The organism is Lactonifactor sp. BIOML-A5 (assembly GCF_009677585.1).
Classification (GTDB): domain Bacteria; phylum Bacillota; class Clostridia; order Lachnospirales; family Lachnospiraceae; genus Lactonifactor.
On record NZ_WKYV01000003.1, the window covers coordinates 14,394 to 32,289 of the forward strand.

Sequence of the window (17,896 nt, forward strand, 5' to 3'; positions counted from 1 at the left end):
CTTATATTCTCCTTTTCTATGTAATAACCTGTCTCTGTGGTTTCAGTGCAAGAAGCACCTCCCGCAGTACCTTGCAGGCTGCTGCCGTTGAAATTCCGCTGGGGTCATACCCCGGGCAAAGCTCCACCATATCGCACCCTGCAATTTGCGTGCCCCTGCAAACCAGCTCCACTGCGTCCCTCAGCTGGTCAAAGGTTACGCCCCCGGCCTCCGGTGTCCCCGTTCCGGGAAATACACTGGGATCCAGCACATCCAGATCCAGGGTGAAATACACAGGCTTACCTTTTAGTTTCTCTACCGTCTCCGCAAGTCCCTGAAAATCGAATTTTCTGGTATACACATGGCCCCTGGCTCCCCAGCGAAACTCTTCCCGATCCCCTGAGCGTATTCCAAACTGGTGGATTCTTTTGTCCCCCAGAAGTTCCCAGCAGCGCCTGAGTACACAAGCATGGGACAGTCTTGCGCCCAGGTAATCCTCCCTCAGGTCCGCGTGGGCATCAAAGTGAATCATATGGAGATCCGGGTACCGTTTGAACACTGCCCTGACAGCTCCAAGAGTCACCAGATGTTCTCCGCCCAAAAGCACAGGCAGCTTCCCGTCCTCCAGAATCTCCTCAGCCCGTCTCTCTATGTCTTCCAGAGCAAGGGAGGAATCTCCAAAACACAGCTCCAGATCACCGCTGTCAAAAACTTTCAGTTCTGTCAAATCTTTGTCCTGATAGGGACTGTAAGTCTCCAGGCCGAAGGATTCGCTTCTCATAGCCTTGCTTCCAAACCGGGCCCCTGGCCGGTAAGAAGTCGTGGAATCATAGGGTGCCCCGTACAGCACAATCCCTGCCTCCTCATATTCCGCCTCACAGCCGATAAATACTTCTATATTCTTATTCAACATGCTTCAGCATCTCCTCTACATAATATGGGAGGGCAAAAGCCCCTGCGTGGAGCTGTGTCGTATAATACCGGGTGGAAAGCCCAAGCATATTCCATTTGACAGCATCCAGGTCCCGGACCGGATGGTATTTTTTAGAGGCAAACCCAAACAGCCAATGCCCCGCCGGAAAAGTGGGCACATGCACCTGATAGACCCGGCTGATGGGAAAGCTCTCCACAATGCGCTTGTGTACTCTCTGCATAGTCATGGCATCCTCCTCATAGAAGGGGCTCTCATGCTGATTCACCATAATCCCGTCGTCTTTCAAAGCCTTATAGCAGCTCCCGTAAAACTCCTTGGTGAACAGCCCTTCCCCAGGCCCCCCGGGATCTGAACAGTCCACAATAATGAGGTCATATTCCTCGTGCACAGAACGTATAAAACGCAGGCCGTCCTCATAATAGATATGTACCCTGGGATCGTCCAGCCGGCAGGCCGTCTGTGGCAGATATTTTTTGGATACCTCTACCACAAGAGGGTCGATCTCCACCATATCAATCCGCTCTATCTTTTCATACCTGGTCAGTTCCCGGATTACGCCCCCGTCTCCTCCTCCGATTACCAGGATCTTCCTGGGATCGGGATGCACTGCCATAGGCACATGGGTCATCATTTCATGATATATAAATTCGTCCTTCTCTGTCAGCATAAGATAACCGTCCAGGGTCAGAAACCGTCCAAACTCCCTGGAGTCAAATACATCAATCCGCTGAAATTCACTTTGTCCGCTGTAAAGCTGTCTCTCTACACGAATGGAAAACTTCACATTCTGGGTATGACGCTCTGAAAACCATAATTCCATTTTCCACCTCTCCTTATCTTCTATATTTTCCTAAAATCCCCGTCCCCTGCGGACCTTTTGCGTCCTCTCAAAAACAGGTCTCTATAGCAATACATTCAGTGCTTCTATCTTCTCATCCTCGGGCCCGGTCATGGAGCAGCCCTTTTCTCTTGCATACACAATATAGTCCAGTATCTTATCCGTAATCCTCTCTCCCGGAGCCAGAATAGGAATTCCCGGGGGATAGCACATAACAAATTCACTGCACACTCTTCCCGCCGTCTCTTTCAGCGGCAGAGATTCTTTCCTGGCATAAAAGGCGTCCTGAGGCGTTACCACCACCTGGGGACTTATGTATTCCTGGCTCATCATACCGTTCCTGCTCTTCTGATACAGCCGCTTAATCTCTGCCAGGGCACTGGCCAGGCGCTCAATATCCTGTCTGCGGTCCCCGATAGACAGGTAGGCCAGTATATTGCCGATATCCCCGAATTCTATCTGGATATCATATTCATCACGGAGCAGATCATAGACTTCAATCCCCGCCAAACCGATCTCCAGGGTATAGACAGAAAGCTTTGTCACATCAAAATCATAGATGCTGTCCCCATTCACCAGCTCCCGGGAGTAGGCATAATAACCGCCTATGGCATTGATCTCCGCTCTTGCATATTCTGCCAGCTCCACCACCTGCCGGAACGTCTCTCTTCCGTGGAGCGCCAGATTTCTTCTGGAGATATCCAGGCTGGACAAAAGCAGATAGGACCCGCTGGTAGTCTGCGTCAGATTAATTATCTGGCTTACATATCCCGGATTCACCTCTGGTCCTGTAAGCAGAAGAGAACTCTGAGTAAGGCTTCCCCCAGACTTATGCATACTCACCGCCGCCATATCCGCACCGGCCTTCATAGCTGCCGCCGGCAGATTTTCCCCAAAATAAAAGTGGGTGCCGTGGGCCTCATCCGCCAGCACCATCATTCCATGGGCATGCGCAAGGGCAATAATGGACTTTATATCCGAACAGATCCCGTAATAGGTAGGATTATTTACAAGAACAGCCACTGCATCGGGATTCTCCGTAATCGCCTGTTCTACCTGGGACACCTTCATCCCCAGGGCAATCCCAAGCTGATGATCCACATCGGGGTTGACATACACAGGCACTGCTCCACAGAGAACCAAAGCATTAATCACACTCCTGTGGACATTTCTCGGAAGAATGATCTTATCCCCCCGTTTACAGGCAGTCAGCACCATACTCTGTACCGCGGAGGTAGTGCCCCCCACCATCAGAAAGGCGTGCGACGCTCCAAAGGCCTCTGCCGCCAGCTCCTCTGCCTCCCTGATGACAGATACGGGATGGCACAGGTTATCCAGAGGCTTCATGGAATTCACATCCAGGCTGACGCACTTTTCTCCCAGAAATTCCCTTAACTCTTTATTCCCCCGCCCTCTTTTGTGTCCGGGGACATCGAACGGGACCACTCTCATCCGCCTGAATTCCTCCAGTGCCTGGTAGACAGGGGCCTTTTCCTGTGAAAGACTCATTGGCCTCCTCTCCTTTCTATTCAGCTAATTATGTGCAATAGACGCCTGTATGCAGTCCTGAGTCCGCAAATTGGATGGTCTGCCGCAGTGTGATCCCCCGGAGGGTTTTTATTGCATAGGGAACAAAGTTTCCTATATAATAAAAAACGCAGGCAACAGGCAGTCTACCGCCCATCACTTGCGTTTCATCGTCTTTTCTGATTTTGTTTTATTTGAAAACAGAGGCTATGGCCTGCAGGCCCCCCTGTTCCTATTTATTCAAAATGCAGTTGAGAATTAGAGTCTATATAGCAAACATTTTACTTTTACCACTCTTATTGACCGTTTCACAAGTTGATGTGCAGCTATGCACTGGTTTTGAGTAACCAACTTATAAAATTTGAGCTTTTAACTCAATCAATAAGGCAACGAAAGTTGCCAATCGGCAGTTGACCCGGCTGTCCGTATGGCCTTAACTCTTAACGAGTGGTCAAAAAATATTTGCATGGAAAGCTCTAATTCAGGAACTATCATCCATACAATGGATAACGTATCATATTTTTATTTTTCTGTCAAGAAGAAAGAAGATTTTTCAGTCCAGCTGAATTTCAATGACCTGACGCTTCACCAAATCTATAAAAATAGGAACCAGCTTCGGATCAAATTGCATACCGGCCTCTTCCTCCAGAATACCCAGCGCTTTGTCCACCTCCATACTTGGCTTGTAGCTTCTCTTGGAAATCATAGCGTCAAAAGAATCCGCCACACACAGCATCCGGGCCATAATAGGTATATCCTCTCCCGCAATCCGTCTGGGATATCCCCTTCCGTCATATCGCTCATGATGTCCGATAACAGCGGGAATGACGTAATCCAGAGAGGGCAGGTGACGGATAATTCCGATGGAATGCTCCACATGTCCCTTCATAACCTCGTATTCCTCGTCCGTAAGCTTTCCCGGTTTGTTTAGAATATCCTCAGGAATACCGATCTTTCCGATATCGTGGAGAAGCCCCGCCTCGTGCACAATATTGACACATTCCTGATTCATGCCGTACGCCTTAGCCAGCTCGCTGGCATAGTATGCCACATTCTTGGAATGACTGAAGGTATAGTGATCCTTGGTATCAATGGCAGCTGTAAGGGCATAGATGGTAGATGCATATTCTGAGTACACACTCTTCTTATATGCCGGTTCAGGCGCCTGCATAGCAAACTTCTGATCCTGGCCCACGGAATAAATCATAACAGCATTTTTACCTGAACGCTTCACATGATAGACTGCCATATCCGCATTGTTTACCAGCTCGTGAGGATTGGAGGCTGAAAATGGAATTCCGCAGATCCCACAGCTTACAGTAAGAGCCTTCAGAGCATATTCTTTGGAGTGCCGGTTCATATCCCGGATCTGTGCCGCAATGTTTTCCGCCAGCTTTTTCGCCATGTGGAGATCATACTGGGGCAGAATAATGGCAAATTCCTTCCCGCTGTATCTTGCCACATAGCTTTTTTCCCCTGCGCTTGCCTGTATAATGGCCGCCACTTTCTGGAGGGCAATATCCCCCTCCTGGTCCCCGTACAACTGATTATACAGCTTAAAATCATCTATATTCAGAATAATAAGCGCCAGGGAACTGTCTTTAAATCTTTCATAGGCCTCGTCCAGAACCTCGTAAAAGCATTTCCGGTTGAGCAGGCCGGTGAGCTCATCCTTCCTGGCCTCCTCATAAGCCTTTTCGTAGAGCCTTGAGTTCTTAACCGCAATAGAGCTTACGGAATCTACAGAGGTAAGAAAGCTAATATCATTATAGGTATACCTCTCATGCTTCAGCTTATTGGACAGCATGACGATACCAATGATATCCTCTTCATCCTTTAAGGCAACAAAACATTCTATTTTCCAGACAGCCAGCTGATGCTTCTCCTCTTCCCACATAGATTTATAGGCAACCGTCCGTTTAAATTCCCTCATCAGCAGACATCCGTCTGATTTCTTCAGATATTCTACTACAGGATGATCCTTTGCCAGCACAAAATCCCGTCGGTTGAGGGGACTGGTGCTCTGCACCATCTTATATTCCCCCTGGTCGTCCTGTATGCAGATATATACCTTTTCCACAGAAATTGTTTTCTGTATAATTTCAATCAATTCTGTAAGAATTTCCTGGATATTCAGGGATTTGGATACCTTCGAACTAAAGTCCCGGAGATTCTCCGTCTGAACCAGTTCATCCTTCACGAACAGTTCGTCAAAAAACTTTTTAAGTATCGCATACATGCCCATGGTTACCAGCATTACCAGGACAGCGATCGCCATAACTCTCTGGGAATCTCCCAGGTGAAACAGTCCGCTCAGCAGTTCCTCCAAAGGCCGAACCAGATTATAAAAGATTACTACAGCCAGAACAATAGCCAGGGCATAGCAGTTCCCTCTGGAAATCAAAAGTGTAAGCTTAAACAAACGTTTTTTGTACAGTGCATAAAACATTAGAAAGGCATTGATAATTCCGCTCATCAGATCAATGGGAAATCCTTTAAAAAGCGGGAATACAAGCAGTACATGTCCCAGGAAAAGGATAAAAATCCCCAGCAGGATCGGATTGAGTTTCTTCCTAACCACAGCATTGCGGCGCCCGTTCTTATAAATCATCCCGGCACAGTCAAGAAGGATAAACGCTTCTGTAAGAAAGAGGACAACCACCGGCCAGTGAATATCATAAATATAGGTTATCTGCCCCGTGGCTATCTCCTTCATCTGCGGTGCATCTACAAAGACTCCTGTTTTTATATTCACGGCCATGATGATCAGAACAAGAACAGAACAGAACCCTTTGCGGTACTTACTTTTAACCTCCATGAATTCCCGGATAAATCCCAAAAATCCCACGGGCATCATCATCATCCCGATCAGAGATACATGAAACCAGAATTTTTCATAGGGCCACAGCCCCATGCGCATAAAAAAGGAGCCACCGGTCCACATAATCATAATAACTAAGAGGCCAATAAAAGAATTAATAATCTTATTTTTTCTGGCAGCCAGGAAGGACACCAGAAGGAAGGAATAACAAAACAGTGCAATAATCGGCACACTCGCATAGCTATACACGTCCTATCCCTCCTTTGTCATACTCTGCCCGCAGCAGGTCCTGTACTTCCCGGGCTGGAGGGCTCATATGCCGGATATTTTTCCCCGTCTCCAGTCTGCAGCGGTCAAACGTGCCGCATTTTAATATAGTAATTTCCAGAGGATCCATTCCCAGAATTTTTTTCAGATCCTGGTAATCCTCGTCAATATATTTAAAATAAATCCCCAGATGCTCTTTCAGGATCATCTGACTTACCGCGTGGTTGGCCAGACAGCCGGCCTCCATCTCCAAATACATATGTAATACAGGTCTCCGGTTATCTTTATACTCTTTCTGTGCGATCCAGTCCTTGATCGGAAGTCCGGACAACTCTATGGCCCGGGTTATGGAATACTCAGAGATTCTGGTAAATCCCGCAATATCTATGATCGAGGATACCCTGTCCACATACTGAAAACGGGGAATCTTTGTCTCGTCCTCTTTGTTCGTAAGCCCCACACACCGGTATACATCTCCCACCCGGTATCTGGCAAAAGCCCCTCCCTTAAAGATGGTAAGTACCAGTTCATACTTTTCGCCCTCCTGTACCTCATTCATCAGAACCGTACGGGGCTGGTAAGTACTGTCTTCCATATTCTTCTCCATCTCTGCCTCCGGAATAAATTCATAGAAACAAGTGTCCGGAAAAAAATACATTCCATTCCTGGTCCAGGTCTCTGTCCCAATGCAGCTGGGCTCTGTCCCTGCAAAAAGCTCCATAGGGCGGATCCCCCAGAGGTCTTCCAGGTCATCTTTATAGCACCGGTTGTCCGTGCCTGCACACATAAAACCTTTTAGCTGAAACAAATCCTTAGGCTTCAGCTGCCGGTTTTCCTCTTTGCATATTTTCTTTGCCTTAGCTAGGCGCAGAAGCATAGACGGGGAGATCCCCGCCAGTTTTTTCAGTCCTTTGGAGGAGCCGCCGCTTCCCATGGCAGCAACGCTCAGGCTTACATAGTAGGCCACACTTCCCATGCCGAAGAAAAACTCAATTCCCTTCTTCAGTCCCATCTGAAACCCTTTTACATTTCTCTCCTTAAAGGACATCTCCACGGCATCCTTGACCGGAGGCAGAAAGCCAATGCCGATCTCGTCCCCAAGGGCAACCGGAAACAGCCCGGTAGGGTAGGGCAGGGGGGCAAGGGCGTACAGGATATTGTCCGCAGGACTTACGTCAAACTCCCCTTTCCGGTTACTTGTGGACAGAATCAGACATGCCAGAACATTGTTCTGATACGTTTTCAGCATTCCCTGGGTGTAAGGTGCTGCCTTTATGGGATGTTTGCCCCCCTCCCAGGTGGTCTGAATCCAGATTACCGGCTCCTCCGGCAGCATTTCCTTTCTTCTGGCCAGCAGTACATCTGCATAGTCATCATATGTAGTAAGGGGCACCATAGCGCGGAATTCTTCTATGGTTCCCGGATATTTTCCCTTTAAAAAGCTTTGCCCCAGGGGAGATCTGCTCCACAGACGGATCTGTTCTAATAAGAGCCGGTTTTGTATCTGCATATACTCCTTGATATCAAGATCCAAAAAGCCACAGTACTCGCTCCATATCGCTTCTTTTGGAAATTCTTTTAACTTTTCTTCAAACCTCATGTTCCTTCCGCCCCCTTTGCCGCAATGTAGTAAGGCAAGCCATAATGCTCCCCTTCGTAGGGATTAAAAAAGGAGTGCTCTTTTTATACTCCTCATACCCGCCCAGACTTCTGGGAAACGTCCACATATCCTGCAGAATCACGTAGCCCAGGTTGCACAGGCTGAGCACCATTCCTGTTCCCATAAGCTGCAGGGAGTGAAGAGACAGACCCAGAAACAGATAAAAAAAGAAAAACCACAGAACCCCCGGATGCCGGCACAGGGCATACACCCCCGCGCTGCAGACCTGGGGTCTGCCGCCCATGGTCTGATACGTATCCCCAAATGGCAGGGCAAAAAATAGAGTATAAATGAGAAGCCCTAAAAAGAACAGTGCCAACAGGCCCCACAAGACAGAACCCATTGACACAAACGCCTCATTCCATACTCTTTTTATCAACATTATGGTTGCACCTATAATAAGCACATTCCCCGCAAAAAAGCCACAGTGGAGACTTTTCCTTCTCCACAGCACACTGTTTATATCATATAATACGAATAATAAAAAGCCAACAACTCCCGCAATCGTATAAGTCATACTGTTCCCTCTGCTCAGCTACACAAGGCGTCTTCCCATTCCTTCTCCTTAAAACCTGTCAGTACAAAATCATCCCCTATAATCAGCGGCCGCTTTACCAGCATACCGTCCGTACCCAAAAGCTCCAGCTGCTCCTCTTCCGTCATCGTAGGAAGCTTATCTTTCAGTCCCATATCCCGATAAATCATTCCGCTGGTGTTAAAAAAGCGCTTCAAAGGCAGTCCGCTTTTTCTGTACCACTCTGCAAGCTCTCCGCTGGTAGGATTTTCTTCTTTTATATGCCGATCCGTATATTCAATCCCGCGACTGTCCAGCCATTTTTTTGCACGCTGGCAGGTACTGCATTTTGGATATTCTATAAATAAAACAGACATTGTCATACTCCTTAACTTCCAGTATTTTGCATATCATGCTTATTATAATCGATAATTCTTTTTCTTACAACGCCTTTCATGAAGAAATTTGAACCTTTATTGTAATTTAATGTTATGTTTTGGTAATAAATGGGAAATATTCTCATAAAAAAGCCCGGGACAAACGGGCTATCTTACTTTACGCCTGTTTGTCACCGGGTTTATTAAAGATCCGATTCGTGTTCTGGCTTATTCCGCTGTCTCTTCCTGCTGGGCATCGTCACTGGCGTCCGCTTCGCCCTGGGATGCGCCGCTGGTGTCTGCTTCCCCCTCATCAACTGTCTGATCCGTAATCTTACCGTTCTCGACCAGCACATCTCCAACCTTATTCCAGAGAATAGTATCCTTTACCATATCTTCCCCGTAGCTTTGGATCATAGTATCCTTGCTCTCAAATCCATATCTCTGTGCATAGTCTTCTACCATCTTATCATAATCTTCCTGCGTGATTCTTATATCCTCAGCATTCATAATAGCCTGTACGATCATCTTCTGCTGCAGACGCTCTTTGCCCTTTTCCTCTGCCAGCTCGTTAAAAGTCTCTTCTGTATAACCCTGAGCCTCAATGAACTCATCCATGGTCATACCAGCAGCCGCTGCATACATAGATTCTATCTGATCTTTATAATTCTGAGTTTCTTTCTTAACCAGATCTTCCGGATATTCCTTGATCTCGGAGTTCTCCTGTACCTGGCTGAACAGAGACGTAGCAAGGTAATAGATGGATTGATCGTCATTGCTGTCTTCAATCATTTTTCTGATAGACGCCTTGTATTCATCTACTGTTTTATATTCTGTGTTTGCCGCCACCCACTCATCCGTAAGCTCCGGAGGTGCTGAGATGGAATTCACTGTCACATGAAAAACTGCATCTTTACCGGACAGATCCGTATTATTTTGATAAGGATCCGGGAAGGTAACATTGACATCAACCTCCTGTCCTGTGGTTGCTCCTATAAGGCCTGTCTCAAATCCGTCGATAAATTCACCGGATCCGATGGTAAGGTCATAGTTCTGTCCCTTTCCCCCTTCAAACTCTACGCCGTCTACCGTTCCCACGTAGTCAATATTGACAATATCCCCGTCCTGAACCGGCCGGTCTGTCACCACAGCAGAGTTTTGAGATAATGTACCGTTTACCTGGGCATCCACATCTTCATCTGTAATCTCATACACCATCTTAGTGCCTTCCAGTCCTTTGTACTGGCCCAGAGTCATATATTTGCCCAAATCTTTAAGGTCCAGCGCCTTTACCAGGTCGTCGGAATCCTTCATATCAGATATGTCAATTTTTTCTCCTGTATTTTTGCTGTCCTTGCCATCTTTGGAATTGCTGCCTGAGCATCCGGTAAACACCAGCGCTGTACACAGAGCCAGCGCGATTAATGTACCCCTTTTTTTCATATTTTCATCCTTTCTAGGCTCCCGGTTATCGTATAAATCTGTACAATTTCAAGTACGCCTTGGCGTACTTTCTGCAAGCGGGGAGTCTTATCTTGTTTCAAGACAGAGGCTTTTCAAGTTAAAGCCACACATGTGTTATACCATACATGGCCTTAAAAAGAAAGCCTTTCCCGTCCATTTCATAATTTTTTCACATTCATTCTCCCATAGGAGGCACCGGAACGGGCCTTGCCGGGTCGAATACTTCCTCCACCTGAAACAGGTCAGAAAGCTTATTGGTGCCTTCCGTCATGTCATAGTACATCCGGTAGCCATCCACATTCCTTCTCCCCTGCCGGAGATATTCATCGGTAATCTGGACCCACGAGGTATTGGAATCTACATTGCAGAAATAACGGTACCCCTGGCTTTTTAAAAACCTGTATTTTTCATTCTCCTGGGTGTAGGGGTGCCAGTCCCCGATATCCTCCCCAAAGGCGAAGATAATCACATCCGTGTCCCCCACAATAGGGGCTACCCTTGTCTTCCACTTTCTTGTATCCTCCACCATCTGCTGATAGCTGCAGCTGTAGGCTCTCAGATGTCCCCAGGTGTGGCTGGCGAACTCCCAGCCGTCCTTCTTCAGCCCCTCTGCCACCGCCCTCGCATTCTGAACCTCATTTTCATAGTCGAAATCCGGATTTGCCTCCAGAAACTTCTTCTGATCCTCATCCAGATTTTCACCTGTCTCATATGCGGTGTCTGTCCGGTATCCTAAAACGCCGTTATAACCGGTAAGGGCAATGGTTCCCCTGGCTCCTTTATAGGCACCGTCCGGATGCTCCCTCAAAAAAGAATCCAGCAGGGGAACCACATCATAATCCCCCACGGTAACCGTTCCGTCTGCGGCGGTATACTGGCACTTTGGCCGGCCGTCCCCGTCCAGAACAATTTTACTGGCAAACCCATCCCCGTCCATATAATGGTAATAGCTGAGGTCATCCACAGAGAGCACATAAGGTTTCTTTCCCTCCGGGAGAAGGATCTCCTCCAAAGCCATATAGGTTCTCCCATTTTCATCTGTCTTTTCCCCTGCCAGGTCTTTTAGCCTTACCAAAACGTATCCCCGCTCATACATCTGTTCCATAATTTTAGTAAACTCACTGACAGTTGTCATCACCTGATTGTAGGCCCCTTCTCTGCTGTCCCCGTCAAAAGCCCTGGAAGTATCTGCAATCAGAGAATGGTAGAAAATATGAGGAATCTTCTCCACGTCCGCAGGTCTGCAGTCTTCTTTCCTGGCCAGGTACTTCGCAGCTGCCTCCTGCATTTCTTTTGATTCTGCATAGCCGGGGGCCTTTTTCAGCAGAGATACCGCACCGTCGTAGTCATAGCCTGCTGCCAGCAGATTTGCCTCCTCCATTATCCCCTTTTTTCCGCCTGCCTGCGCAGCAGCCTGGCTTATGCCGGTCTCTCTTTCGCCATCTTCAGTACCCTGGATATCGTATCGGTGTACTGCCGCCAATAGGAGAAGCAGACAAACCCCAGTAAGAATAACGCCACGGTCCTTCATAAAGATTCCTCCCATATCCTCCTTGCCACTATTCTAATCTATTAGGACCCTTTGTCTACTTATGCCTCACAGCTCCCTTTCCCGCCCTTTCCTCCGCCTTTTTTTGGCAAATTAATAATTGCCTTTTTCTAGAATTAATGCTAAAATGAAATTTGCGTATGAAACTGCGGGGCAGTGGATTCAATACACTTTAGGAGGTTAATTATGGAACTTTGGAAAGTATTATTGATTATTTTGGCGATTCTTGCAGTTGCCGTTGTCGTATTATATTTCCTGGGAAAAAGAGCACAGAAAAAGCAAGAAGCACAGCAGGAGCAGATAGAGGCTGCGAAACAAGTCGTCCCCATGCTGATTATAGATAAAAAAAGGATGCCCCTAAAAACTTCGGGGCTCCCTCAGGCAGTGATAGATCAGACGCCCAAGCTTATGAGAAGATCCAAGCTTCCTATTGTAAAGGCAAAAGTGGGCCCCAAGATTATGACTTTGGTCTGCGATGAGAGGATCTTCGATGTAATCCCTCTGAAAAAGGAAGTCAAAGCTACCATCAGCGGAATCTACATTACAGATGTCCGGGGTGTCAGAGGTCCTCTGGAAGCACCGGCCAAAAAGAAAGGCTTCTTCCAGCGCCTGAGAAATAAGGCTATGGATGCCACCACTGGAAAACGCTCCTAACCGGCCATAGGATGAAAAAAAGGATTGCGGCTCTGTCCGCAATCCTTTTATGATCTCAGTGAAAAGTCCTGAGCCTCTTTTGATTTAATATTAATGCAGATATTGCAGTCTGCCACATGCTGTTCATTAATTTCCAGCGCGTAGTCTACATTCACATCTATATTTTCCCGGGTTTCCTGAATTTTTACCCGGGTTGCGGAGATTCCCATCTCCATACTCCCATAGGGGGTAGAGTAGTATGTAAGGTTTTTCTTGTTCTCCTGGAACACCATATGGGCATTGGCAACTCCCTTTTTCCTTACTTCCACAGAATCTTCTTTCACTTTTATATAGTTCTTTGTACTGCCCTCAAAGCCTTCCGTCACCTCATTATACATAATAAAATGATGTCCGTTCTTTTTATAATAATCTCCGGCTGTAATCAGCTCTATATTCGTATCCTCTTCCCCGCCTCCCGGCATCTGAAGCCCTTTGATTGTAATCAATACTTGCTTTGTCATTCTTTAGTACTCCTCAATAGTAATCTGCTTTGTCATACTCACATCATAAGGAAGTATGGAATTCGCAAAGTCTTTAAACTGCTGCACAGAATCGCTGGCATAGAAGCGGTAGGGGAATTCAGCTTCCTCCTTCCCGGGGCTTGCCAGACCTCTCTCTTCCAGTAGCCTCTGCAAGTCCTTTGCAGTTTCATACGCCGGATTCACCAGCGTGACTTTTTCTCCCACCAGCTCCCGCATCACAGATCGCAGCAAAGGATAGTGGGTACATCCCAGTATCAGGGTATCGATATCCTGCATCAAAAGAGGTTCCAGATAACGCTTTGCCACCTCCACTGTAACGGTGTCCTTCAGCCATCCTTCCTCTACCAAAGGTACCAGCAGCGGACAGGCCTTTCCAATTACCTCAATCTCAGGGTTCTGCCGTTGAATAAACTCCTTATAGATGCAGCTGTTAATCGTAGCCCTGGTCCCGATCACTCCTATCTTATGGTTCCGCGTCACCTGGGCCGCCACTCTGGCCCCGGGCTTTACCACTCCGATTATAGGAATATCGATCTCTTCTCTTATGGTCTCAAGAGCCATGGCGCTGGCTGTATTGCAAGCCACAACAATAGCTTTTACATCCTGGGTCATCAGAAAACGGATAATCTGGCGGGAATAGCGCAGGACAGCTTCTCTTGATTTATTCCCATAGGGAACTCTAGCGGTATCACCGAAATATACAATTTTTTCATTGGGCAGATTCCGCATGATTTCCCTTGCCACAGTCAGCCCGCCTACTCCTGAGTCAAATACTCCTATGGGTGCGTAGTTCTTTTGGCTCATATTCTTTCTCCATCATTTATTAGCCTGGCCTCAGGCTAAGGTTTTATACATTGTTCTATTCTACTCTCACTGAAGGGAGAATTCAAGCGGAAATTATCAGTGGGGGAGCCACTTAAATGTAATTTTAATCCTCGGGGTATCTGTGATTGTATCATATTCCTCTTCTGTAAGAACGTTCTTCAATTCCTCTTTTTTCTCCTCTGTGACCACTCCATGGGTATCATCTACAAAGCACAGGCTGGGGTAAAGAACACACCACCAGTTATGTCCCTCTGCCTCTCCAATTTTAATCTGAAGCGCCTCGTATTCCCCCGGCGGAAAGGTACAGTCCCCATACGTTTTTTCAGGGAAATAAGCCGTTGTAAGCCCGGCCGTCACTGGATACGCATACCCTTCTCTCCTGATCACTTCCCTGGAGATGTCCCGAATTTCCTCCATATGAGAAACGATTGCTTCCCTGGTCTCTTCCAGGGTGGTGTCATCGCCTAAAAGCTCGTGCAGATACTCTACTACTCTGTTTTTCACCTTGATTTTCAGTCCCTGATCCTCCTCACTGTCGCTGTTGGCAAGGACATGGAACCGAATGATCTCTTTAGCAATCCCCTGCTGGATCTGACGGGGCGTTTCTTCCTGGGCCCGGGCGGTAAAGGAAGCAGCCAGAATTCCTCCCAAAACGCCCAGGGTAAGGGCTGCTGCTATGATATATCTCTTACGGTTTGCCGTGATTTTCATTTTATGTACCTCCTAATAACTTTGTATTAGGAGTATTTCCATTTATCCTGGGTCTATTCAAGGTACACCTGGGTTCCCCTCACATTTACTCTGGGTACCTTGGGGAACTCCTCCTGGTTATGCCAGGCATTGTAGAATTTCTGTATGGTGACCTGGGCCTTTCTGTCTGGGTTCGGCTTATTTTCCAGTATTCCTATGAGGTATTCCCCCAGAGAATCAATCTCATTTCCGTTCAGGGACATTGCCTCTTCCACCTGGCTGCTTTGGAATACTTTGATGCTGCCCGCAATTGTCGGGTTATTTTCCAGATAGGCAAGGCATTTCGTAAATGCCTCCTTATTTTCCATCAGCCCGGCTCCCAGCATAAATGCCTTCACGTGCCCCAGGTCCAGATAATTTTTCTGACTTTTGTCGAACTCTTCTTCTATTTCCCTGATGGATGCCCCGGTATAGACAGTAACCCGCGGCTCCTGACTGCCGGATTCCTCTTTCTTTCCCTGGCCTGTGGTATTAGACAGATCCGGAATTCCGTAGATTACTTTATATTCCCCGTCTGTGTAGTCAATGCTCACGATGAGGGGAAAAGCCCGGTTTTCCGGCTCTACACCGCAGCATCCATTCAGAAAGAACAAAAGGATGAGTCCCAGAATCCCTATGAGTGCCTTACCCCACTTTGCCTTTTTCTCGTTCTTTCCCAGCCGCAGCCCGGCAATCAGGCTGATCAGCAGAAACACAGGGATGTAATACCTCTCCAGAATCTGGCCGTAGTATCTGGCCGACACGCCCATATGCGCACAGACAAGCCCCCCTGCCAGCACCAGAAACGCTGCAAACAGCCTTCCCTTTTCCCAGTGTACCCGGGACAAGAGCTCATTCTGGTAAAAAAACACACTTCCCAGAGCAAATAGTACACTGAACATCAGAAATATGATCCAGAATACATCCACGCGCTCCAGAAAATCTCCGGGTATATTAACCCCTGACATCAAATCTATCATGGGAAAGGATTTGTAAAGCAGACCGGGCAGACCAAAGGTCCCCTGCAGAAGGATAAAGGTCAGGGACAGAATTCCGCCCAAAAGTCCCACTGCTCCTATTATGACCCCGTGGGCGCTGGACGGCTTCTGAACCGTCCCCAGAGTAAAAGGAATCAGGATCAAAGGGGCAAAGGCACAGAAGATCCCATAGCTTCCCCAGCCCAGCTGGGGCCAGCTGACAGAAGCACTCTGCTGCAGATATCCTAAATTTACCTTGCTGAGGGCCAGAAAAAACATAAGAAACAGCGCCCCTACCACCAGGGGAAAGACAGCCTCTGCCATCCGGCCCCGGCGCTCCAGGCCCTGGCCGCTGCCCAGATAGCAGAAGACCACTGCCAGCCCCATAACCATCACCGCATTGGCGCCTGTCACAAGAAAGCGCGCTACCACCGCTGCGATGATGCGGAGAAGAAAGATCCCGGTAAAGACCAGATAGGAGAGATATACCAGAACAATAATCCGCCCTCCGATCTTTCCGAATGTCTTATCGAGATTGGTATAGGAATGATTCAAACGCACCAGATAAATGATATAAAAGAAAAGGAAAAGAAGACCGATCCCTACACACAGTACTCCACGGCGCCCCTCCAGGGACTGCCATCCGGGAATGCACAGAAGATAGATACCCAAAAAGCTCATAACCAGCTGCCTGAAAAGCTGGCGGTGAGATATTTTCTGATTGTCTGCGAACATCTTACTTGTTCTCCCTTCTGCGAAGTCTGATTTTTTCTTCTTGTCTGGCGTAAATAGGACGTCTGCGCAGCCACCAGATAGGTGCCCTCAGGATGCCGTCCTTCTCCCCGCGGAATCTCTCCTTTTTAGTGGCCACAAAAGGCATAAGATAAGGAATATGAAAGGTTGTAAGCCCTGCCAGATGACTGATTACCAGATAGAGTCCAAGGGCAATGCCATAGACACCCAGAGTCCCCCCCAGGACGATCATGCCATATTTAATCAAACGGAAGGGTGCAGAGAATTCCTCGTTTGGAATGGCCAGTGAACTTAAGGCTGTAATGGCCACTACAACAACTACCATGGGGCTTACCAGGTTGGCCTCCACAGCCGCCTGTCCGATAATAAGGCCTCCGACGATTCCTATGGTACCTCCCAGTGGTCCGGGCATCCGTATCCCGGCCTCGCGTATCATCTCAAAAGCCACTTCCATAAGGATGACCTCCAGCATGCTGGGAAACGGCACCCCCTGTCTGGACTCCGCAAATGCCAGCATCAGATTGGTGGGAAGCACCTGGGTATGAAAGTTTGTCATGGCAAGGTACGTGGCGGAGAGGAGCATGGTCAGCACCACTGCAAGATACCGGAGAATGCGCAGAAAGCTCACCAGCGCAAATCGGTTATACCAGTCCTCACTTACCTGAAGGAAACTGTTGTACGTGGTGGGGAGCAGCAGTCCCACAGGTGAGTTATCGCACAGCAAAAGTATACGTCCGTTTAACAGCTCCATAGCCGCCTTGTCCGGGCGCTCTGTTGTCTGAAACTGGGGAAACGGAGAATACCAGACCTCTTCTGTAAGCTGTTCTATAATGCCGCTGTCCGTTACCCCGTCAATTTCAAAGGACTCCAGGCGTTGTTCAATCTCCTTTAGGAGGCCGGGATCAATGAGGTCCTCCACGTATAGAAGCTGCACCACTGTATTGGATCTGACTCCCACACTGGTCTGCTTGACTTTCATACGGGTGTCCCTGAGACGCTTTCTTACCAGCGCTGAGTTGGCTTTCACCGCATCTCCGAATCCCTCGTTCGATCCCCTCAGTACCTTCTCCGCTTCCGCCTCCTGGACGCCTCTGTCCGGATAGCCCTTGCTGGAAATCTTTATGGCATGGGGATAGCCGTCCAGAAAAAATATGGCATTTCCGGCCAGCATAGCGTCGAATGCCTCCTTCATGGTATCCAACGTTTTTACATCTGAGATTCCCAGCCCGTTATCCTCTACAAACTCCAGAATCTGGTCCCTGGGCATCTCCCACATATGGTTGATGAGTTTACCGATCACAGACTCTTCCAGCATCATATTGCTTACAGCAACTTCTATATATACTACCAGACAGCGCACCTTTTTTTCATCACCCAGAAGCATAGGGCGTATGATGATATCGTCGCAGTTCTCACACCGGCTGCGGATGTATTCTTCATTTTCCTGTATATGCATGGAAATATCACTTACTGTTGACATCTTCCGCCTCCTCGTAAAAAAATAAGA

15 protein-coding genes are annotated in these 17,896 nt (G+C 47.9%); 1 reads left to right on the forward strand and 14 read right to left on the reverse strand.

The window, feature by feature from the left end:
* Positions 1–16 precede the first annotated feature (16 nt).
* From speB to GKG41_RS02755, 9 genes are all read right to left on the reverse strand, one after another.
* A complete protein-coding gene (gene speB, locus GKG41_RS02715) occupies positions 17–892 on the reverse strand; it encodes an agmatinase (RefSeq protein WP_154256946.1) in 876 nt (291 codons plus the stop codon).
* A complete protein-coding gene (speE, locus tag GKG41_RS02720; RefSeq protein ID WP_154256947.1) occupies positions 882–1,733 on the reverse strand; it encodes a polyamine aminopropyltransferase in 852 nt (283 codons plus the stop codon). Before speE ends, speB begins: the two co-directional genes overlap by 11 nt.
* Before the next feature lie 81 nt (positions 1,734–1,814).
* Complete coding sequence (locus tag GKG41_RS02725) at positions 1,815–3,260, reverse strand: aminotransferase class I/II-fold pyridoxal phosphate-dependent enzyme (RefSeq protein WP_154256948.1); 1,446 nt, start codon at positions 3,258–3,260, stop codon at positions 1,815–1,817.
* Between the two features lie 571 nt (positions 3,261–3,831).
* Complete coding sequence (locus GKG41_RS02730; protein ID WP_347563344.1) at positions 3,832–6,348, reverse strand: HD domain-containing phosphohydrolase; 2,517 nt, start codon at positions 6,346–6,348, stop codon at positions 3,832–3,834.
* On the reverse strand, positions 6,341–7,966 hold the full coding sequence (locus GKG41_RS02735; RefSeq protein ID WP_154256949.1) for a GH3 auxin-responsive promoter family protein: 1,626 nt from the start codon (positions 7,964–7,966) through the stop codon (positions 6,341–6,343). Before GKG41_RS02735 ends, GKG41_RS02730 begins: the two co-directional genes overlap by 8 nt.
* Complete coding sequence (locus GKG41_RS02740; protein WP_243140999.1) at positions 7,956–8,408, reverse strand: hypothetical protein; 453 nt, start codon at positions 8,406–8,408, stop codon at positions 7,956–7,958. Before GKG41_RS02740 ends, GKG41_RS02735 begins: the two co-directional genes overlap by 11 nt.
* Positions 8,409–8,557: 149 nt before the next feature.
* Entirely contained in the window at positions 8,558–8,917 is a 360-nt protein-coding gene (locus tag GKG41_RS02745; RefSeq protein ID WP_154256951.1) for an arsenate reductase family protein, read from the reverse strand.
* 228 nt (positions 8,918–9,145) lie between these two features.
* Positions 9,146–10,360, reverse strand: a complete 1,215-nt coding sequence (gene tig, locus GKG41_RS02750; RefSeq protein WP_154256952.1) for a trigger factor — start codon at positions 10,358–10,360, stop codon at positions 9,146–9,148.
* A gap of 196 nt (positions 10,361–10,556) precedes the next feature.
* Entirely contained in the window at positions 10,557–11,912 is a 1,356-nt protein-coding gene (locus GKG41_RS02755; RefSeq protein ID WP_154256953.1) for a polysaccharide deacetylase, read from the reverse strand.
* 204 nt (positions 11,913–12,116) lie between these two features.
* On the opposite strand from GKG41_RS02755, the gene GKG41_RS02760 reads away from it, so the two are divergent.
* A complete protein-coding gene (locus GKG41_RS02760) occupies positions 12,117–12,584 on the forward strand; it encodes a hypothetical protein (RefSeq protein WP_154256954.1) in 468 nt (155 codons plus the stop codon).
* Positions 12,585–12,631: 47 nt separating this feature from the next.
* Here GKG41_RS02760 and GKG41_RS02765 read toward each other — a convergent pair whose 3' ends face one another.
* The 5 genes from GKG41_RS02765 to GKG41_RS02785 all read right to left on the reverse strand — a co-directional run bounded on the left by GKG41_RS02765 (position 12,632) and on the right by GKG41_RS02785 (position 17,869).
* Positions 12,632–13,084: a DUF1934 domain-containing protein gene (locus GKG41_RS02765; protein WP_154256955.1), complete on the reverse strand. Its 453-nt coding sequence runs from the start codon at positions 13,082–13,084 to the stop codon at positions 12,632–12,634.
* 3 nt (positions 13,085–13,087) lie between these two features.
* A complete protein-coding gene (gene murI / locus GKG41_RS02770) occupies positions 13,088–13,909 on the reverse strand; it encodes a glutamate racemase (RefSeq protein ID WP_154256956.1) in 822 nt (273 codons plus the stop codon).
* A 96-nt stretch (positions 13,910–14,005) separates the two neighbouring features.
* Positions 14,006–14,641, reverse strand: a complete 636-nt coding sequence (gene spoIIR / locus GKG41_RS02775) for a stage II sporulation protein R (protein ID WP_154256957.1) — start codon at positions 14,639–14,641, stop codon at positions 14,006–14,008.
* Between the two features lie 53 nt (positions 14,642–14,694).
* The gene (locus tag GKG41_RS02780) at positions 14,695–16,371 is read right to left on the reverse strand and encodes a GerAB/ArcD/ProY family transporter (RefSeq protein ID WP_154256958.1); all 1,677 of its coding nucleotides are present in this window, start codon (positions 16,369–16,371) and stop codon (positions 14,695–14,697) included.
* Between the two features lies 1 nt (position 16,372).
* On the reverse strand, positions 16,373–17,869 hold the full coding sequence (locus tag GKG41_RS02785; protein WP_154256959.1) for a spore germination protein: 1,497 nt from the start codon (positions 17,867–17,869) through the stop codon (positions 16,373–16,375).
* Positions 17,870–17,896 lie beyond the last annotated feature (27 nt).